Source organism: Haladaptatus halobius, from assembly GCF_020618475.1.
Lineage (GTDB): Archaea > Halobacteriota > Halobacteria > Halobacteriales > Haladaptataceae > Haladaptatus > Haladaptatus halobius.
This window is the reverse complement of the sequence record NZ_CP085336.1, coordinates 558,503-578,643: the sequence shown is the minus strand read 5'-3', so window position 1 is coordinate 578,643 and position 20,141 is coordinate 558,503. Positions and strand designations below refer to the sequence as shown.

At 55.7% G+C, this 20,141-nt stretch carries 14 protein-coding genes; 9 read left to right on the top strand and 5 right to left on the bottom strand.

The genetic code is table 11. The features are described 5' to 3' along the window. Positions 1 to 169: 169 nt before the first annotated feature. The 3 genes from LIW51_RS19725 to LIW51_RS19715 are packed head-to-tail and all read right to left on the bottom strand — an operon-like array spanning position 170 to position 2,666. A complete protein-coding gene (locus LIW51_RS19725) occupies positions 170 to 577 on the bottom strand; it encodes a hotdog family protein (RefSeq protein ID WP_227378145.1) in 408 nt (135 codons plus the stop codon). Continuing rightward, a complete protein-coding gene (locus LIW51_RS19720; protein ID WP_227378144.1) occupies positions 574 to 1,083 on the bottom strand; it encodes an FAS1-like dehydratase domain-containing protein in 510 nt (169 codons plus the stop codon). Before LIW51_RS19720 ends, LIW51_RS19725 begins: the two co-directional genes overlap by 4 nt. A 5-nt stretch (positions 1,084 to 1,088) precedes the next feature. Then, on the bottom strand, positions 1,089 to 2,666 hold the full coding sequence (locus tag LIW51_RS19715; RefSeq protein ID WP_227378143.1) for an AMP-binding protein: 1,578 nt from the start codon (positions 2,664 to 2,666) through the stop codon (positions 1,089 to 1,091). Positions 2,667 to 2,824: 158 nt separating this feature from the next. On the opposite strand from LIW51_RS19715, the gene LIW51_RS19710 reads away from it, so the two are divergent. From LIW51_RS19710 to lpdA, 3 genes are read left to right on the top strand one after another with little or no spacing between them, the layout of a single operon-like run. After that, a complete protein-coding gene (locus LIW51_RS19710; RefSeq protein ID WP_227378142.1) occupies positions 2,825 to 3,895 on the top strand; it encodes a thiamine pyrophosphate-dependent dehydrogenase E1 component subunit alpha in 1,071 nt (356 codons plus the stop codon). A 2-nt stretch (positions 3,896 to 3,897) separates the two neighbouring features. Beyond that, a complete protein-coding gene (locus tag LIW51_RS19705; RefSeq protein ID WP_227378141.1) occupies positions 3,898 to 4,863 on the top strand; it encodes an alpha-ketoacid dehydrogenase subunit beta in 966 nt (321 codons plus the stop codon). Between the two features lie 54 nt (positions 4,864 to 4,917). Then, a complete protein-coding gene (lpdA, locus tag LIW51_RS19700; protein ID WP_227378140.1) occupies positions 4,918 to 6,333 on the top strand; it encodes a dihydrolipoyl dehydrogenase in 1,416 nt (471 codons plus the stop codon). Between the two features lie 50 nt (positions 6,334 to 6,383). On the opposite strand, the gene LIW51_RS19695 is transcribed toward lpdA, so the two are convergent. Further along, positions 6,384 to 7,835: a dihydrolipoamide acetyltransferase family protein gene (locus LIW51_RS19695; RefSeq protein ID WP_227378139.1), complete on the bottom strand. Its 1,452-nt coding sequence runs from the start codon at positions 7,833 to 7,835 to the stop codon at positions 6,384 to 6,386. Positions 7,836 to 8,036: 201 nt separating this feature from the next. Between LIW51_RS19695 and LIW51_RS19690 the strand changes: the two genes are divergently transcribed. Beyond that, positions 8,037 to 8,888, top strand: coding sequence for an amidohydrolase family protein (locus LIW51_RS19690; protein WP_227378138.1), 852 nt, complete (start codon positions 8,037 to 8,039; stop codon positions 8,886 to 8,888). 115 nt (positions 8,889 to 9,003) lie between these two features. On the opposite strand, the gene LIW51_RS19685 is transcribed toward LIW51_RS19690, so the two are convergent. After that, positions 9,004 to 9,759: an IclR family transcriptional regulator gene (locus LIW51_RS19685; RefSeq protein WP_227378137.1), complete on the bottom strand. Its 756-nt coding sequence runs from the start codon at positions 9,757 to 9,759 to the stop codon at positions 9,004 to 9,006. A 1,926-nt stretch (positions 9,760 to 11,685) separates the two neighbouring features. On the opposite strand from LIW51_RS19685, the gene LIW51_RS19680 reads away from it, so the two are divergent. The 5 genes from LIW51_RS19680 (at position 11,686) to LIW51_RS19660 (ending at position 20,140) form a co-directional block, all read left to right on the top strand. Next, positions 11,686 to 13,647, top strand: coding sequence for an archaea-specific SMC-related protein (locus tag LIW51_RS19680; RefSeq protein ID WP_227378136.1), 1,962 nt, complete (start codon positions 11,686 to 11,688; stop codon positions 13,645 to 13,647). 450 nt (positions 13,648 to 14,097) lie between these two features. Beyond that, a complete protein-coding gene (locus tag LIW51_RS19675; RefSeq protein WP_227378135.1) occupies positions 14,098 to 14,868 on the top strand; it encodes an IclR family transcriptional regulator in 771 nt (256 codons plus the stop codon). Between the two features lie 288 nt (positions 14,869 to 15,156). Continuing rightward, positions 15,157 to 16,827 carry a thiamine pyrophosphate-binding protein gene (locus LIW51_RS19670; RefSeq protein WP_227378134.1) on the top strand — a complete coding sequence of 557 codons (1,671 nt, stop codon included), beginning with the start codon at positions 15,157 to 15,159 and terminating at the stop codon, positions 16,825 to 16,827. Between the two features lie 103 nt (positions 16,828 to 16,930). Next, positions 16,931 to 18,328: a phenylacetate--CoA ligase family protein gene (locus LIW51_RS19665; RefSeq protein ID WP_227378133.1), complete on the top strand. Its 1,398-nt coding sequence runs from the start codon at positions 16,931 to 16,933 to the stop codon at positions 18,326 to 18,328. 111 nt (positions 18,329 to 18,439) lie between these two features. After that, complete coding sequence (locus tag LIW51_RS19660; RefSeq protein WP_227378132.1) at positions 18,440 to 20,140, top strand: acyl-CoA mutase large subunit family protein; 1,701 nt, start codon at positions 18,440 to 18,442, stop codon at positions 20,138 to 20,140. The last annotated feature ends 1 nt before the right edge of the window (position 20,141 follow it).

Below are 20,141 nucleotides of genomic sequence, written 5' to 3'. Positions count from 1 at the left end.
TTGATGCTGTTTTATGTGACAAGATCTAGGGTAGAGTATAACCGCATAAAATTTGGGAGGAGAGTGACACGCATTTCACGTCGATCCGAGGAGAGACGAGAGGAGCGTTGCGCTCGACAGTACGGTGACGAGAGCGAAAGCACGCCTCCACCCGCCCGGTTCTCTCCTCTCAGTCGAACAGTTCGACGGCGGCGACGCCTTCCGCGGCGCGTGACTCCTCGGTTCGCGTCCACACCTCGAAGACGACGGTTCTCGTCTCGGCATCGACGGTCGTCACCTCCCCGCCGACGTAGAGCGGGTCGTCCGGCGTCGCCCGACCGACGTTGCGCCACGAGAGTTCGGTCAGTTTCCCGTCCGCGCCGAGCCAGTCCATCAGCAGTTCCTGGATGGCGGCACCGTGGAGGTGGGCCTGCACGAGGATGTTCGGGTGGCCCTCCTCGTGAGCGTGTTCCGCGTCGTAGTGGATGCGGTGGGGGTTCCACGTGATGGCGCTGTACCGGAACAACTGGGGGATGGTCAGCTCCTTCCGGAGTTCCGGGAGTTCCTGGCCTGCGTGGATATCATCGATACTGGTCACTGTCGGTCACCTACGATCATAGTCTTGTCACAGGTGAGGACGTGGTCGTCATCGTCGCCGTAGTACTCGGCCGTCTGTTCGATGAAAGTCAGCGTTCCCATCTGCTCGCTGTCGCGCTGATACACGTCGGTTAGCGTTTCCTCGACGGAGACATACTCGCCGGCGGTGACGTACCGGTGGATGGAGAGATCCTGTCCCCCGCCCATGAGGATCGCCTCCGGCGGGAGTTCGATGGGGAACCGCTGGGGATTGAGTCCGTCCTCGCGCAACTGGTCGGCGGGTGCCCCCTCCGTAGGGTCGATGATCGCCGATAGGAAGTTCGGCGGCACGATCACGTTGTCGTACCCCCGTTCGCGCGCGACCGCCTCGTCGTGGAACAGCGGGTTGTCGTCCTCAACGGCGCGGGCGTACCGGCGGGCCATTAGCGGCGTCACCCGGCCGATATCGTACGTCTCCGTCCGGCCGATGTCGTCCTCGTGGGCGGCCAGGTCGATCTCGCTCGACATAGCGGTCACTCTGCCCCCATCTCTTCGGGGACGCCACCCGCGTCCCGCAGCGTGCTTTTCTCGATCTTGCCAATGCTAGTCCGGGGAAACTCCTCTATGAACACAATCTCCTCCGGCTGTTTGAACTTCGCGAGGTTCTCCGCGGCGTACTCGCGCAGTTCCGCTTCCGTCAGATCGTCGTCTGCCCGCTTGACCAGCGCCTTCACCGCCTCGCCGTAGATGTCGTGGGGGACGCCGATTACGCCTACCTCCTCGACCTTCGAATGGTTCTCTAGGACGCCCTCAACTTCGGCCTCGCTGACGTTCTCGCCACGAGACTCGATAATATTCTTCTTTCGATCGACAAAGTAGAGGTGACCATTCTCATCGAAGCGGCCAAAGTCGCCGGTGAGCAGCCACCCCTCGTCGGTGAACGTCTCCTCAGTCTTCTCGGGCATCTCGTAGTACGCCTTCATCAGATTCCGGCCCCGCTTCCCGCCGACGGCGATCTCGCCCCGCTCGCCGGTGTCGACGGGGTTGCCGTCGTCGTCGACAATGTAAACCTCCCGGTCGAACGCGGGCCGGCCGATGGCGGGCCAACTCCGGTCGCTGTGGACGGGGGCCATCGAGACGATGGTCATCGTCTCGGAGAGACCGTAGCCGTTGAGCAGCGGCGCGCCGAACCGCTCCTCGAACCGCTCCTTCTCGTCGTCGGTAACGTTGATCGCGAAGAAGATCTCCCGGAGGTCGTTATCGTCGTCGGTGCCTTGCTCCGGTTGAGCGAGCAGCGCTCTGACTTGCGTGCCGATGAGACTCGTCACCGTCGCACGGTGCCGGCGGAGCTGGTCGATGTACTCAGATGCCTTGAACTCCTCGACGAGGACGAGTTCACAGCCCACGGTCAACGACGAGAGCACGCTTATCGACTGAGCGTTGACGTGGAACACCGGGAGCGCGGTGAGCATCCGGTCGGCGGCGTTCAGCGCCGTGTGCTTGCTTGCGCGCTCGCCAGCGTACAGCAGGTTCGCGTGCGTGTGGAGGACGCCCTTCGGGTCGCTCGTGGTCCCCGACGTAAAGATGATCTGTGCGACATCCTCGCCGTCGATGTCAACGTCCGGCAAGTCGGGGTCGGCGTTCGCGACGATCTCGTCGAGCTGTACGCCGTCGACCTCCTCGTCGTTAACGCGGCCGTACACCGTCGTCTCGACGGCCGTCCCCTCGCATGCCTCGTCGACGAGGTCAGCGTATGTCGGCGACGTGATGACCGCCTCCGAATCTGAGTTTTCGATGGTGTAATTCACCTCGCGGACGGTGTGGTTCGTGTTCGAGTGGACGCTGACGGCGCCCAGTTTCAGGAGCGCGAACCAGACCTGGAGGTACTCCGGGCAGTTCGGGAGGTGGATAGTCACCTTGTCCCCCTTCTCGATGCCGAGTTCATCGCTGAACGCCCGGGCCGTTCGGTCGATGATGTCGTTGAACTCTGCGTAGTCGTAGCTCTGTTCGACGCCGGTTTTCTCGTCGGTGATGAGGAACCGATCGTCACCCGACAGCGCGACCCGCTCGCGCCAGAGGTCCTGTACCGTCTTGCCGTGTAGAAAGTCCATGCCGGTCGAGAAATGGTCGCTATCCGGTTTTATACTTTTTATTGGATTTTCAACAATATTCGGGGGTAGCTCTCTCGAGGGATCGTATCGGTTCGGTCACCGCACAGATTGGCGTAAGCTATAAGCAAATAAAGGGTGCAGTTCGGGACGACGAATCAATGAGCCAAAACGTGCCCGCACAGACTGAGACGTTACAGTCTCAGATGTCAGGCTTCGACGAGGAACTACTGCTCGAGATGTACCGGCGGATGCAGGAGATACGCGAGTTCGAACGAAAGGCGAGCGAACTCAGCGACGCGGGGGAATTGCCCGGGGCGGTGCACCTCTATCTCGGCCAGGAGGCCGTCGCCGTCGGCGCCTGCCTCGCGCTCGGGGATGACGACATCATCGGCAGCACGCACCGCGGTCACGGTCACGTCCTCGCGAAGGGGGCCGACATCGACGAGATGATGGCCGAGATAGCGGGGAAGGAACTGGGACTGAACCGCGGGCGCGGAGGGTCGATGCACATGGTCGACTTCTCGCTGGGCATCTTCGGCTGTAACGCCATCGTCGGGGCGAGCGTCCCCCACGTCGCCGGGGGCGCATTGAGCTCCAAACTCGATGGCGACGACCGGGTCGGCGTCTCCTTCTTCGGCGACGGCGCCTCCAACGAGGGCGTCGTCCACGAGACGATGAACATGGCCGCGGTCTGGGATCTGCCGGTCGTCTTCCTCTGTGAGAACAACGGGTACGCGGTCAGCACGCCCGACGAGTACGCCGTCGCCGGCGACAGCGTCGCCGACCGCGCAGCCGGCTACGGCTTCCCGAGCAAGACCATCAACGGCCAGAACGTGTTGACCGTCTACGAGGAGGTACAAAAGGCTGTGGAGGGCGCCCGCGAAGACTCACAGCCACGCCTCGTCGAATGTGAGACGCTTCGATACTCCGGCCACTTCTCCGGCGAGGAAGCGCTGAGCTGGCTGGAGGACCGTCCGTACCGTCCGGACGGCGAGGTCGACGACTGGAAGGAGAGCCGCGACCCCATCTCGACGTTCCGGGAGGCGCTCGTGGCGGCTGGTGTCGCCTCGGAGGAGCGTCTCGACGAGATAGACGAGGAGATAGCGACCGAGATCGACGAGGCCGCCGAGTTCGCCGTCGAGAGCGAGTATCCCCCGGCCGAGCGTGCCGCGGAGAACGTCTACGCCGACCAGGACTATCCGCACACGCCGGCGACTAAATACAGATAACAATGCCTGACAAGAGCTACATCGCGTCGATAATCGAGGGGTATCACGAGGCACTGGCGGAGTTCGACGAATCGTTTCTCATCGGCGAGGATATCAGACACGCGCTGATGGGGACGACCCGCGACCTCGTCGAAAAGTTCGGCGAGGAGCGGGTGCTCGACGCGCCCATCTCCGAACAGGGATTCCACGGACTGGCGGTTGGCGCCGCGATGGACGGCAAGCGGCCCATCATTGAATACCAAATCAACACGATGAGCTACCTCGGGATGGACCAGCTCGTCAACAACGCCCAGAAGCTCCGACACATGACCGATGGGCAGGTGTCTATCCCGATGACCATCACCGTGAACACGTCGGGCGTCCCCGGCGGGAGCGCCCAGCAGCACTCCGACAACGCCTACCCGTCACTGCTCAACTACGGCGTGAAGACAGTCGTCCCTAGCACCGCCTACGACCAAAAAGGGCTGTTCCTCAGCGCCGTCGCCGAGGACGACCCGGTGATGGTGTTCTGGCCGGCCAGCGTTATCGGGCAGCGCAGCGAAGTACCCGAGGAGTCGTACCGGATTCCGCTCGGCAAGGCCGATGTGAAACGGGAGGGCGAAGACGTGACCGTCGTCGCCGTCGGCGAGATGGTGCCAAAGGCGCTGTCCGTCGCTGGATCGATGGCCGACGAAGTGAGCATAGAGGTCATCGACCCGCGTACGCTACTGCCGCTCGACGAGGAGACTATCTTCGAAAGCGTCAGGAAGACAAACCGGGTCGTCGTCGTCGACAGTTCGAACCGCACCTGTGGGTTCGCGAGCGAGGTGGCCTCCCGCATCGCCAACCGGGGGTTCTGGGACCTCGACGCGCCGATCAAGCGCGTCACCCGCGCGGACGTCCCCATCGCATACGACCCACCCGAAGAGCAGTACGTCATCCCGGACGAGGACACCATCGAGCAGGCCGTCTCGGACGTCGTGCTGTAGTGGCTCGGCTAAGCGGATAATTTATCAGGGAGTCGGCAGTCGGTTGCAATACGAATGCACATAGATTCTCTCCCCGAGGAGACGGACCTGCTGGTCATCGGCGCCGGCCCCGGCGGCTACGTCGCCGCCATCCGGGCCGCACAACTCGGACTGGACGTCGTACTCGTCGACGACGACGCGCTCGGCGGCACCTGCCTGAACCACGGCTGTATCCCATCGAAGGCGCTACTGTCGGCGACGGGGCGCGTCGACGACGTGCTCGACGCCGAGCACATGGGCATCTACGCCGACCCGTACGTCGACATCGAGGAACTCATCGACTGGAAGGACAGCGTCGTCGACCAGTTGACCGGGGGCGTCGGCCAGTTGTGTCGGAGCGCCGGCGTCCAGTTCCAGCAGGGCCGGGCGTCGTTCGTCGACGACCACACTGCCTGGGTCGAACACGCCGACGGAACGGACGAGTTCACCTTCGAGCACGCTATCGTCGCCACCGGGAGTCGATCCATCGAGGTGCCTGGGTTCGACTTCACCGACGACCCGGTACTCGACTCGCGACAGGCGCTGTCGCCCGAGACTGTCCCCGAGCGACTAGTCGTGGTCGGCGCGGGCTACATCGGCCTCGAACTGGCCTTCGTATACGCGCGACTCGGGACGGATGTCGTCGTCTGCGAGATGCTCGACGGCGCGCTCCCCGGGTTCGACGCGGCACTGACCGACGTGGTGGAGCGGGAGGCACGCGATCACGGCATTGAGTTCGCGTTCGGCGAGCGTGCCGCGGGGTGGGAGCGCGACGGCAACGGCGTGATCGTCGAGACCGAGGCCAAGGACGGCACCAGAAGCGAGTGGCGCGGCGACCGGGTGCTGGTCGCCGTCGGCCGCGACCCCATCACCGACACCGTGGGACTGGAAAATGCAGACATCGACACCACCGACGCAGGGTTCGTCAAGACCGACGAGCGCGGGCGCACGTCGGCCGAGCACGTCTACGCCGTCGGCGACGTGGCGGGCGAGCCGATGCTCGCGCACAAGGCCAGCCACGAGGGACTGCTCGCGGCTGCGGACTGTGCCGGCGACCCGGTGCCCGACCACGCCCTCGGCCCGGTGCCGGCCGTGGTGTTCACCGACCCCGAGATCGGCACCGTCGGCGCGACGCCCAAGGAGGCGGCCGACGACGGCCACGACGACACCGCCGTCGGCGAGTTCCCGCTGGGTGCGAGCGGGCGGGCACTCGCGGCGAGCAAGAGCGAGGGATTCGTCCGCGTCGTCGGCGACGCCGACAGCGGCCGCCTGCTCGGCGGGCAAGTGGTCGGCCCGGAGGCGTCGGGACTCGTCGCCGAACTCGCGCTGGCGATACGCCACGATCATACGCTCGCGGACGTGGCCGACACAATCCACGCCCACCCGACGTTCTCGGAGGCCGTGATGGAAGCCGCCGCGGACGCGCTGGGGCGGAGCGTCCACACGCCGTGAGAGTCGTCACGCAACTCGAACCCGGTGACTGAGGAGACTGACAGCGAATCTCAGGCTCGGTCGAGGAGAAGCGGCCACGGTTCAGCGAGGTGGGTCGCTAGCGTGTCGAGGAAGCGTGCGGCGTCGGCCCCGTCTACGACGCGGTGGTCGAACGTGAGGTCGACCCCCCCGAACCGCCGAAACTTGACTCCGTTGTCGCCCCGAACAGGTCGTTCGCTTATCCTGTCGACGCCGAGAATCGCTATTTCTGGGGGATTGATAATTGGGGTAAATGAGTCGACGCCGAACACGCCGAGGTTTGAGATGGTAAATGTGCCGCCAGAGAGATCCGCCGTCGTGTAGTCACCCGAGAGCGCCCGGTTCGTCACCTCTCGCCGGCCCTGTGCGAGGTCGTTCAGCGAACGGTTCATGACCCCCGGGAGAACAGGCGTGATGAGTCCGTTCTCGATGTCGACCGCGACGCTGATGTTCTGCTGGTCGTGAATCCGGTGGATGCCGTCCTCGAACGTAGCGTTGAACTCGGGGTGCTCCTCTAGCGTGGCAGACAGCGCCACAAGAACGACGTCCATCACGGAGGCGTCGACATCGAGATACTCATCAACGACATCCGTGGCGGCGAGCGCCTCCTCCATGTCGATGCGCCGGTGGACGGTTACGTGAACCGCCTCTCGATAGCTCTGCCCCAGCCTATTGGCTATTGTTCGTCGCATCCCGTCGAGTTCGCGCTCCTCGACGGGCGACCGTTCGGCAGGGTCACCCGTCGTAAGCGCGCTGTCACCGCCGGAGAAGCTGGTCGCCTCATCACTGTTTGCGGTTTCGAGATCAGTTGCTGTCACCGCACCGTCCGGCCCTGAACCATCTACCCCTGCTAAATCAACGCCGAGACTTCGGGCCCGCCGCCTGGCCTTAGGCGTCGCCTTGACGCCGACAGTCTCTCGGCCTGCGTCCATGCCGACGGACTGACTGCCCTCCGTCTCCACCGACGTCTCCCTCGCGTCGCCATTGGCAGCCTCAATATCGGCGACCGTTATCGCACCATTTGGCCCTGACCCCTCGATGTTCGAGAGGGTTATCCCGAGTTCGCTTGCTCGCTTCTTCGCCTTCGGACTGGCACGAATTCGGTTCAACTGGCCGCTCTCGCGACCGTCGCCAGGTTTGATCCTGTTCGTATCACCTGGTGCAGTGGCGCTCGCGTCGGCAGTCTCGTCTCCCATTTCCAACGGTTCGAGTTCAATCTGTGCTTCGAGGTTCTCGAGATCGGTCTCGTGTTCGGCAACGATGCCCAACGCGGTTCCCGGTTCGACAGTCTCGCCTTTCGAGACGTAGACGCGACGTAGAACCCCGTCCTCGCTGGCGGTTATCTCGGCGACGGTCTTCTCGGACTCGATCTCCGCAATAGGATCACCATCGGTGACCTCATCGCCAAGAGACACGAACCACTGGAGTAGTGTGCCCTCGTTCATTCCCATGCCCAGCTTCGGCATCTTAATGATATACGCCATTCAGGTTCCTTAGTAAGGACAGGAGATATATAAATCCGGCCGGAACCGCTAACTATGATTAGGCAATGATAAGATCGGGCATGAAAGCAACTACCTTTATCACGGTGCGCGCAGCAAAAGTGTGTATGCGAACAACCCATCCGAGAGCCATTCCGCCATTCGAGACACACCTCGTCGAGATATCAGATCAAGGTGAGCACCATGGTTAACCGCGAAACAATCGACATCTGGTGCAATCTCACCACTCCTGCCTGCACGGAGCAGTTCGATCGATCCGCGTTCCAAGAGACTGCTGACGTCATCAACAAACCGAACCTGTTCGAGAGAATCTCCTGCTCGCTCGACGAACTTGTCGATCGAATGGACAGTGCCGGGGTCACAAAGGCGCTGATTCCATCGCTGAAGTTCGGCAACGAGGCACACGATGCCGATCCGGTCGACCTTTCGGTAGAGACGGTCAGAGAGGCTTGCAAAACGTATCCTGATCGGTTCGAAGGGCTCGTCGGAATCGACCCAACCAACGGGATGGACGGGGTCAGAGAATTGGAGCAAGCCGTCGAAAACTACGGGTTCGTCGGTGCGATGGTCGTCCCATACGGATTTGGCTATCCGCCGAATCACCGTCGTTATTATCCGTTCTACGCGAAGTGCGCAGAACTGGGAGTGCCGGTTTCGATTCAGGTCGGCCACACGGCGGTCAAGATGTCCAACGAATACGGAAGGCCACAGTATATTGAAGATATCTGTCTGGAGTTCCCGGAACTCGACATCATTGCCCTCAATATAGGCTGGCCCTGGACCAGCGAAATCATCGCGCAGGTCTGGACGTATCCCAACCTCTATCTCGCGACGACCGGGCATGCACCCCAGTACTGGGGAAATGAACTGGTCAACTTCATCAGGAATCGCGGACGCGACAAGGTCATGTGGGGAACAAACTACCCCTTCATTCGGTTCGAGACTTCCATCAATCAGATAGAGGAACTGAACCTCATGGACGATGTCGGCCGGATGCTACTCTCGCAGAACGCAAAAGCCGTCTACAGGTTGTAACTCGCCACAAGAGCGACAAACAGTTACGACCCGTCGAAACGACCAACCTCCCAAATCAATAACGAAAGAGCGTAAAAGTTGAGGGTGAAGTCCGTTCGGTAATTCCGAACCCTGCTCAACCATATGTTAGTTTGAGTTCAATCTCATTCGTCGTGCCACGAATCAATTCTGGAAGCACGTCACGAAGCTGTGACCCATCAATGCGATTCGATGGACCGACGACCGTTATTGCTCCCCTTACTTCGCCCTCGAAGATGACGGGTGCCGCGACGGACGAGACACCGCCGACGGTTTCCTCCTTCGCATGAGCGACTCCGTTCTCACTGACCGTTTCGAGCTCCTGGAAAAGGGTCTCCTCATCGGTGATAGTGTGTTCCGTTCGCTCGGGAAGACCCTTTTGCGCAAGTATCTCCTCAACGCGGTTGCGGGGGAGATTTGCGAGAATTGACTTTCCCGCGGCGAGATGGTGGAGATGCATCCGGCGACCGATACGTGCGTGCGTCTGCACTGCGCGCTCGCCCAACGCCTTGTAGATGAATACCGCATTTCCGTGCTCTTCCACAACAAACCAGACTGCCTCATTGACATCCTGCGCGAGCTGTGCTATGGCTGAGGTGACTTCTTCCTCCATCCCGATTCGGTTTCTAATGCACACCCCATGATCCAGAAACCGAAGACTCAGGCGATACGTGTCTTCTTCTTTGACTACGTACTCCTTCTGTTCGAGAGTCATGAGGTGGTCGTACACGGTGCTTTTCGCCATTCCAATCTCCTGCGCTAATTCCGTAACACCGGCACCGTCCTCCTGCTGGAGTTTCTGGATGATATTAAATAATGTATCAGCGGCTTTTACGGTTCGGGTTGGTTTCATGCGACAGTATGTGTGTCAATCCCACTAAAGAGTTTTGTCAAGAGGTCTTCTTCCGACCGTGGCATAGCCTTACTCTGTTTCAAAATCTTTCCGTTTTTCCGAGTGAGGGCTTCTACTGCCCGTTTTCTAGTTCGGTAACTGGGAACATCTCTCAAGATATCTTATGCCATATTCATTGTTAGAGACGTCGGGCGATTCCTTTCGCCGTGTCGTTATTAGTTATTTATTTGGTGTTAATTTTTCATTTGATAATATATATTAAAAATATGAATGTGTTCCTTGTTACCGAACACAGTGGAATTTGATGGATATGCGCGTACCTTTCTTTCAAGATTTCGGGTGGTACCTCGGAGCAATGAACCGTACCGTGTATGGGTCGGTTTCAACCTCTGCGATCTCGAACCACAGGGCTTGTTTCTCCGACAGCCTCTCGCCGAAGGCCTCCCGTTCATTCGCTTGAATCTTTGCGATATCTAGTCCCTATTCGGTCATGCCGGCCTTCGTGTTCCCCAGCAAGATGCGGCTGTGATTCAGGACTTGTTGAAAGAACGGGAACCCACGGTGAAACTCACCGACGATTTACTCCTCAGGCACGTGGACAGGGTCGAAAACAATCTTGCTATGGTCGGATTGCCGATCGCATGGTCGCTCATGTGAGCAATATTGTATTTGATTACGACACCGGAGGGGGTTGTTGACGCGACGAATCATAGAATCCTCTCGTGGGCGGACTCAGACGAATCGCTCTTGGTTAAAACGATGTCTGAGTACCTGCCTTGTGTGATTCAATACTTGTGACCGTAAGTGACCCACTTATCACTGTCGCGATCAACAATAGGAACTTGGTCGTGAATGACGGGGTCCGGGTCCACTGCACTCCTCGGGAGTGACTTTCCGTTACATCGGTAGTATTGTAACGGAAACTTATTACTATTGCAATTATCCTCTACGTAAGCGGCGTTTTCGTGATCTTAATCGAGATGCTGTTTCTCAATCAAGCTGAACTAGTTGGATCGTCGACAGGGGATATCAATCTTCGCTATCTTATTTGGTGCAGCACTCGACGTCGCCGGAATCTGGGTGATTTATACAATTCTGGTTTATTTTGTGACGTCAGTGGCCGGTGGGGCTGGGTTGGTCATACAAACGGCAGCGAACGTTGGATAGAGTCTTCTCCCCCCCCAATTATTTGTAAATATTGCTATAACGGTTCTGAACCATCTGCTGTATATTGGTCGTGAGTTGCCAACGATCGCTCCAACACACTCTCAATTGCCTTCCTGGCTTTTTATATTCCAAGGGGTACTGAACATTGCTGGTGCTACCCGGACAGGTTACGTCTTTCTATATGCGATCCACGATGCATGCAAGGTTTCCTGTTAGACGGGCAGCTGTGATTGCAGGACTCGTTACGGTTGCCGATGTGCTCGATATAGACTCAATCTTTCTCTAAGGCTAACAATTCGCAGTTTCATCACTTGGACGTGGATAAGTATGTCTTCCTCATCCTTTCGAGAGAGAAACTACAACGCCGTCTTCCTTTACACGACCATAATTGTAATGCATTTGGTCACATTGCTATTCTTGGTGGCTACAAGAGGAAACCCGTGCCTTAAGCTGCAAAGAAGCCGGTACTTTGAAACATCTCGTAACGGGAAGGTCACTGGAAGATCTTCGGAAGAAAAATCAGATTTGGTTCCGTGATTTCGAGTTATTCGTCGAGCTCCGTGTTGACTGCAATCTGCGTAACCCTATTCCATCCAGGAGCACTTCACGAAGGTTGTTATGACTGACATTCCCACAGTAATTCAACGACCCTGTACTATAATCTAGTTTCACTCTTCCCGCTTCTATTACAAGGGTAGCTCTGTAATGCCACGCCGCTGAATATGAACCTTTTATAATGGCGGAGGACAACAGTTGCATATGGAATTAGCACAGCAAGACCTGGCTGATGTTGAATTGACCACTCGGAATATCGGTGGCATCGACGAGACGGAGGTTACCTTTTCCCCAGGTGTAACCGCTCTCACTGGTCGTAATGCGACGAATCGAACGTCCTTCCTCCAAGCGATTATGGCGGCGCTTGGAAGTGACCAGCCATCCCTGAAAGGCGACGCCGATGAAGGATCAGTCGAACTAACGATCGGTGACGAGACTTATACGCGGACACTCACACGCCAGAACGAAACGGTCACGATGAGTGGTGATCCGTATCTCGCCGATCCAGAACTCGCTGACCTCTTCGCATTCCTGCTCGAATCGAACGAGGCCCGACGGGCGGTCGCGCGCAGCGACGACCTCCGCGACCTCATCATGCGGCCCGTCGACACGGACGCGATTCAAGCGGAAATCGAACAGTTAGAAACCGAAAAAAGGCAACTCGACGACGACCTCGCTGAGCTTGACTCGCTCAAACAGCAACTGCCTGGTCTCGAAGAAGAACGAACTCGACTGGAGACCGAGATCGGGGAAAAACAGGCCGAACTCGCAGAGAAAGAAGCCGAACTGGAAGACGCAGACGCCGATATTGGCGAGACGAAGTCGGAGAAGGTCGAACTCGAGGAGAAACTCGACGAGCTAAGCGATACTCGCTCGCGCCTCGAGGACGTCCGGTTCAAGATCTCGACTGAAGAAGAGAGCATCGAGGCACTCGAACGGGAAGCGACCGAACTCGACACAGAGGACGCCGATCTTCCAGATTCATTGAACGAAGACATGGCGGCGCTCGAAGAACAGATTCAGCAACGCCGTGAGCAGAAACAACGGCTGGAATCGACGATGGCCGAACTCCAGACAATCATCCAGTTCAACGACGAGATGCTCGAGGGGTCGAGCCCTGAACTGCGTGACGCGCTTCAAACAGACGATGCGTCTGCATCGTCAAGTGACTCAATCACTGACCAACTCGTCGAAGATACGGAGACGGTGGTCTGTTGGACATGCGGCACGGAGGTCGAAAAGCAAACCATTGAAGAGACGATTGACCGACTGCGTGATCTTCGGCAAGAGAAACGCGATGAGCGCAACTCGATCGAATCAGAAATCACAGACCTCCAAGACGAAAAACAAACACTCGAGGAGGCACAGCGCCAGCGTGAGCAGACTGAGCAACGACGGCACCAACTCGAATCCGAACTTGAGGAACGGAACACTCGGGTCGAAGAACTCCGTGAGACACGCACAGACCTCACAGATGAGATTGAAACCCTCGAAGAAGAAGTCGAAGCACTCGAACAAGAGGAATACAGTGAAGTACTGAATCTGCATAAAGAGGCGAACCAGTTGGAGTTCAAACTTGGCCGCCTCGAATCTGACCTCGAGGATGTGGAAGAAGAAATCACGGCCATCGAGTCGCAAGTCGCCGAACAGGAGCAACTCGAAACGCAACGGGAGGCGATTCAAGATGAACTCGCGGATCTACGGACGCGCATCGACCAGATTGAGGCGAATGCTGTCGACCAATTCAACGGCCATATGGAGACTGTTCTCGACATCCTCGATTATGAAAATCTAGATCGCATTTGGATCGATCGTGTCGAACGCGACGTCCGAGAGGGACGCCGGAAAGTCACGAAAAGTGTGTTTAACTTGCACGTGATTCGCAGTACGGAATCCGGCACGACCTACGAGGATACGATTGACCATCTCAGCGAGAGTGAGCGCGAAGTCACGGGACTCGTCTTCGCGCTTGCCGGCTATCTCGTCCATGATGTCTACGAGAAAGTCCCGTTCATTCTGCTTGACTCGCTTGAAGCAATCGACTCCAATCGAATCGCGACGCTCGTCGACTACTTCAGCGAGTACGCTGGCTATCTCGTCGCTGCGCTGCTACCTGAAGACGCCGCGGCCTTAGACGACGAGCATGAACGTGTGACTCAAATATAATCCGGCACCCATTTTCTCACACTGTTATCACACATCAACATTTTCCCATCTTGGACCATTTAACGGCATTATGTAGCCAAATCCCATGATAATAATCGTCCTACCTTATATGCGTCTTTCAAACTAGACTGTGCCTTCAATGGTGGCTCCCTAAATCTGATTTGGCATGCTCGAAAGTAGCTCTACCATTGGTATTGTCTAACAACAACCACGGTTGGAGTCCGTTACAATTCTATTGTTGTAATGTTTCTCTCGACCGGATGTCGAAAAATTAATTTTAATAAGATACAGAAGAATACAATGCTGGGTCATTTTCGAGAATGTCGGGTAGATGAATGTCATTGATAGGATGTTCTTCTTGCGGTGTGACGATTTTGTTCTAGGGAGTTATGTGGTCTTCCGGAATTACCAAAACATACTTAGACCTGGAATGACGTGTCATAGGTACACATGGCAGGCCAAATCAAGATACAAAGCCTCAAAAAAGCATTCGACATTATCGAAGTAATTGTTTCTACAAGAGATGCGACTCTCTCAGATATTGCTGCTCAACTCAAGCTATCGGAAAGTACAGTCTATGACTATCTAATTACGCTTGTCGAATTGGGGTACCTCGATCGTGACAACCAAAAATACCGAATCAACACTCGATTCCTCGATATGGGGACGACTGCACGTGAGAATTTGCCTATTTTCCGTCTCTCAAAATCGGAAATCGACGGCCTTGCGACCAAAACTGGCGAGCATGCGAGTCTGATGGTTGAAGAAAACGGATTAGGTGTCCTTCTTTATATCGCCAAAGGTGAAAACGCTCTTGACCTTGGTGTTTCTACTGGCCGGCAGATGCGACTGCCGACTAATGCCCCAGGAAAAGCAATTTTAGCCAACTTCGATAGGGAACGAATTGAGGAAGTTTTAGACGAGCATGGTCTCCCCGTGATCACCGATAAGACGATTACTGATCGAGAGGCGCTAATGGATGAACTCCAGATTATCCGAGAGCGAGGATACGCAACAGATTTCGGGGAACGAGTAGACGGAGTTCGAGCTGTTTCGGTACCTATTGTTGTCGGTAATGAAGTCCACGGCGCGATAACTATTAGTGGTCCAGCCAATCGTATGGGGAATGAAAGGATCGAGAAGGAAATTCCAGATATATTGATGGAATCATCGAACGTAATCGAAATACAATACACTCTAAAGGGTTCTAAACAGATGTAAGAACTGGTGCGCATAACAGTAGATGTACTCAAGGATGGAAAGGGTAATCGGCTGATTTCAATCGTCCAACGCTACCAGTGTATGATTACAGCGTTGACGTCTGTCTATTATAGGAGGCGAATAATCGATTACGAAAAAAGCAGCCAGACACCAATAATCAATTGAAAGTAAGTTCATTGCTTCCAATAATTGCAAATCAAGAAAATACTAGATGGTAAGAATTCACGGCAGGTATAGCATTCAATAGATACAAAAATTTATTAGGGAAAAGTTAGTCATTGATAGTACATGGCAAAGACAGGCGCAGCGATAGCTGCCGAAACACTTGCTGAACTAACAAACAGAGTATATGGACTCTGTGGCGGCCACATCCAACCGATTTGGGACGCAATTGGCGACACAGAGGTATCGATAATCGATACCCGCGACGAGCGTTCAGCTGTCCATGCTGCACACGCAGAGGCAGAAGTAACTGGGAAACTCGGTATCGCGCTCGTAACCGCTGGACCAGGATTCACGAACGCGATGACTGGGATCGCGAATGCCCATTCCTCTGGCGTCCCGTTACTCATCATCACCGGTTATCCTCCTGTTCCACAATTTGAACGGGGAGCTCTTCAAGAGCTCCCACACCGGGACATGGCTGAAGCCATCACGGTGACTGACAGGACGGTTTTCGAGCCTGGACGGGTGAAAGAGTATATCGTCGAAGCAACAGGGGCGGCACTTGACGAAGGCGGCCCGGCGCTCATCGAAGTCCCAACTGATGTCCTCCGGGAGACTACAGAATGGATTCATAACCGTCCAGTACCGGCAGAGCCAAACGATATCTCACCACCCCCCGGAATTCTCGATGAGGCAACACACGCACTGCAAGAGGCTGACAGACCAGTGGCAGTGTTAGGGCGTGGTAGTCGTGATGCAGCAGAAGAAATTCGTTCGTTTGTTGAGACAGCTCAATTGCCGGTTCTGACGACAGCTGGGAGTAAGGGAGTCGTTCCTGAAACGAACGACTATTGTATACCCGGAGCACGCGGCGATGCGATGAATCAAGCAGATCTCTATCTGATTCTCGGCAAACGCCTTGACTTTACGCTCGGATACGGTAGCCCAGCTGTATACGGAGATTCGGTCTTTGTTCAGGTTGATGTCGATGCTGGTGCCTTGAGACGGAATCGAACGCCGGATATTCCGATTCAAAGCTCCGTGTCGTCCGCCGTGACGGGAATCCAAGACCGACTTGATGAACCCATTGGCATGCACGAGTGGGTCGAAGGATTACAAGAGACACACGATAAACGGGCATCACGCCTAGCCGAACAAAAAACTACTGACGAAACACCAATCCACCCATACAGGGTTTGTGGTGCGATCGATCAAGCCATCGACGACGATGCGATTGTTATTTGCGATGGCGGCGATGCACTGTCATTCGGTCGAGTAGCGATACCAACGACGAATCCGCGTGGATATCTTGACCCTGGGCCACTCGGTTGTCTTGGTGTCGGTCTCCCGTTTGCCATCGGCGCGTCTCTTGCTCATCCGGAGACGGATATCGTTTGTTTCACCGGCGATGGCTCGCTTGGATTCAATTTGGCAGATATCGAGACGGCTGTACGAGAGCAAGTAAATATCACAGTTGTGGTGGCGAACAACGCTGCCTGGAATATCGAGTTGTATGATCAACTGGAGAACTACGGCCGAGAGATCGGAAGCGAACTCAACTACATAGCTTTCGACGAAGTGGCGACTGGCCTCGGCGCCGAGGGGAAATCGGTCTCCGATCCAGAAGCACTAGATTCGGTTATCGAAAGTGCTGTAGAGACGGTAGGGCCTGTCATCGTCGATGTTCCGGTCGACTCCGATGCGGTGAGTCCCGATGCTGCAAACGGATTAGCCCGCGTCCCGGACTACCAGCCACTGGATGTGTGGGATCGCCAAGAAAAGGAGGTTCGCTAAAAATGACCTGCTCACCGACGTTAAGTGAGGAGGTCGAATCACGGGGCTGGTCGTATTTGACCACCCAAATTTATAATACCCACAAACAAAATTACCATTTAGGATGAGTTGGCCAAGTACGCCTAAGTCAGACTATCGTCCAGATCCGAGTTCGGAGTACTGGGACGCACATCAAGAGACCCGCTCACCTGCTGAACGACGTGAAGACATCCTCGAGAAGATAAACGAACAGGTTCGCTATGCGTATGACAACAGCGAATTCTATCGTGAATTTTACGCTGATGTAGACATTAACCCGCGAGATATCACGTCCTTCGAGGAATTCGAGCAGTTGCCGATTTTGCGGAGCGAGGATATCAAGCAGGAACAGAAAAAGCATCCACCCTTCGGTCGCTTCCTTTGTATCGACGAAGAGGACATCGCCCGCGTTTACGGGACGTCAGGGACAACTGGCCAACCAAAGGTATTCGGAATTGGCGAGGAAGACTGGAATCGAATCGGCGAGTGGCATGCACAGATCCTGTGGAGTGTTGGAATTCGGCCAGACGACCGGATTATTATCACGAGCCCATTCATTCAGTATCTCGGTTCTTGGGGGGCACTCGCCGGTGTCGACCACATTGGCTGTACGACGTTCCCATTCGGTGCCGGGATGGAAGGGCAGACACAACAGGCTGTCGAATGGATTTCTAACCTGCAACCGGACGCGTTGTACGGAACCCCCTCGTATGCGCTGTATTTGGGGGAGACGGCGAAGGAGAATGGCTATATTCCTGCAGAGGACTTCAGCTTCAAGGTGATGTTTTTCTCCGGTGAACCCGGAGCGAGTATCCCATCAACTCGACAAGAAATCGAAACGATGTTTGACTGTGAGGTCATTGATCAGGGTAGTATGGCTGAGATGACGCCTTGGATGTCGAACTCCGGTTGTCAACATCTCGATAACGGGATGCACGTGTGGAACGATATCGTCTACACAGAGCTTCTTGACCCAAGTACCGAGGCTCATCTGGAGTACGGAGAGGAGGGCGTACCGACCTACACTCACCTCGAAAGAACCTCCCAGCCGATGATCCGATATTGGAGCGGCGATATCACGATGTGGGAACGGCACGACGAGACGGGCTGTGACTGCGGACGAACCTACCCAACTCTCCCGAAAGGCGTATACGGGCGTGTAGATGACATGCTTGTGGTTCGTGGAAAGAACATCTTCCCATCTGAAATCGAAGATCAGCTACACGCACTCGACGATTTTGGCGACGAGTTCCGTATCGTCGTAGAAAAAGAAGGTGCGCTCGACTCGCTTCAACTTGTCGTTGAGATTGCAGACAACACTGTGACGAGCGTTGACGAGTTCCATGACGTTGTGCGAACGGCGATTAAGTCGGAAGTCGGGGTTACACCAAATGTAACCATTGTCCCACAGGGCGAATTAGACCGAACACAATTCAAGGCTGATAGGGTAAAAGATAAACGCGACTTGGCCGTTGATATATAATAAACAAAAAACGGAGACCATCAAATGAATTCAGAATCACACAACAAAGACGACCATATTGCCGATGAACCAACAGGGATGTACGATCCAGACGAACACAGACAAGAATCGATGTTCGACGAGGAGCGATTTCGCGAACTCCTCGCTGCACTCGAGAACTGGGAGGAAGAAACCCTTGCGGAGTGGCTTGAAGATCATCCTGAGCAGAAGGAAACGTTCGAGACGCTGTCGGGATACGAGCGTAAGCGACTCTACTCACCGGAGGACATCGAGGGTCTCGACTATGAGAACGACCTCGGATTCCCTGGAGAGCCACCATTTACGCGTGGTCCCTATCCTACGATGTACCGTGGGCGCCACTGGACACACCGGCAGATAGCGGGTTTCGAAACTGCAAATGAGACAAATCAACGGTATGAGTACTTGCTTGAGCAAGGACAGACAGGTCTATCCACCGATTTCGACCATCCAACGTTGACTGGTTATGATTCTGATGACGACCATTCAGAGGGTGAGGTTGGTCGTATTGGAGTTGCTATCGACACATTGGCGGACTTCGAAGATCTCTTCGAGGACATTCCCCTTGAAGAGGTATCGACAAGTATGACGATCAATTCACCCGCACCGATTCTGCTCGCGTTCTACGTGGCATTAGCAGACAACCGCAGTGTTGATCGTGACAAGCTTCGGGGGACAATCCAGAATTCTATCTTTAAAGAATTTATTGCTCAGAAAACCTATGCACTACCACCAAGACCGAACATCAAGTTAGTCGAAGACGTTATCGAATATTGCACCGAGGAAGTACCGAACTGGTACTGGGCAAACGTGAGCGGCTATCATACCCGGGAAGCCGGAGGGACTGCTGCACAGGAGGCAGCGTTCACTCTCGCCGCGGGCATGGGATATGTCGAAGCCGGCATAGAGCAAGGCCTTGATCCTGACGACTTTGCCCCTCGGATGTCTTTCTTCTTTGTCTCCCAGACAGACTTCTTCGAGGAAATTGCGAAGTTTCGGACGGTTCGTCGCATTTGGGCACGCGTTATGAAGCAACGCTACGGGGCAGATACCGATGCTGCTCGCCGTATGCGGTATCACGTCCAGACTGCTGGCGAAAGCCTGACTGCAAAACAGCCGATGGTCAATATCGTCCGTACAACTATTCAAGCACTTGCAGCAGTACTCGGTGGCTGTCAGTCGCTACATACAAACGGATACGATGAAGCGCTGTCGATCCCTAGTGAGGATGCGATGCGTATCGCGCTTCGAACGCAACAAGTTATCGCCCACGAGTCTGGTGTCACCGACACCATCGATCCTCTGGGTGGCAGCTACTATATCGAGGCGTCCACGGTTGAGCTTGAAGAGCGAGTCCTTGAATACCTCGCCGAGATTGAGGAGATTGGCGACGGAAGCATGAAAGAGGGTATGTTGCGAGGAATAGAGAACGGGTACTTCGAACAGGAAATCGTAGATTCCTCCTATCAGTGGGAAAAGCGTAAAGCGGAAGGTGATCTGAAAAAGGTCGGCGTAAACTGCCACACTGAAGGAGGCGAGGATACAGAAATTGAGCTATTTCAGGCTAATCCAGAGACAGAAGAGCGCCAGAAAGAGCGTCTCAAGCGGGTCAAAGAGAACCGTGATGATTCGCTTGTTGAGGAACGAATCGCCGCTCTCAGCGAGGCTGTCGAGACCGGTGAAAACATCATGCCCTATCTCGTGGATGCCGCAAAGGCGTATGCCACGGAGGGCGAAATGATGGGTGTGCTACGCAAGAAGTACGGTACCTACGAGGATCCAGGAGTGTTCTAAA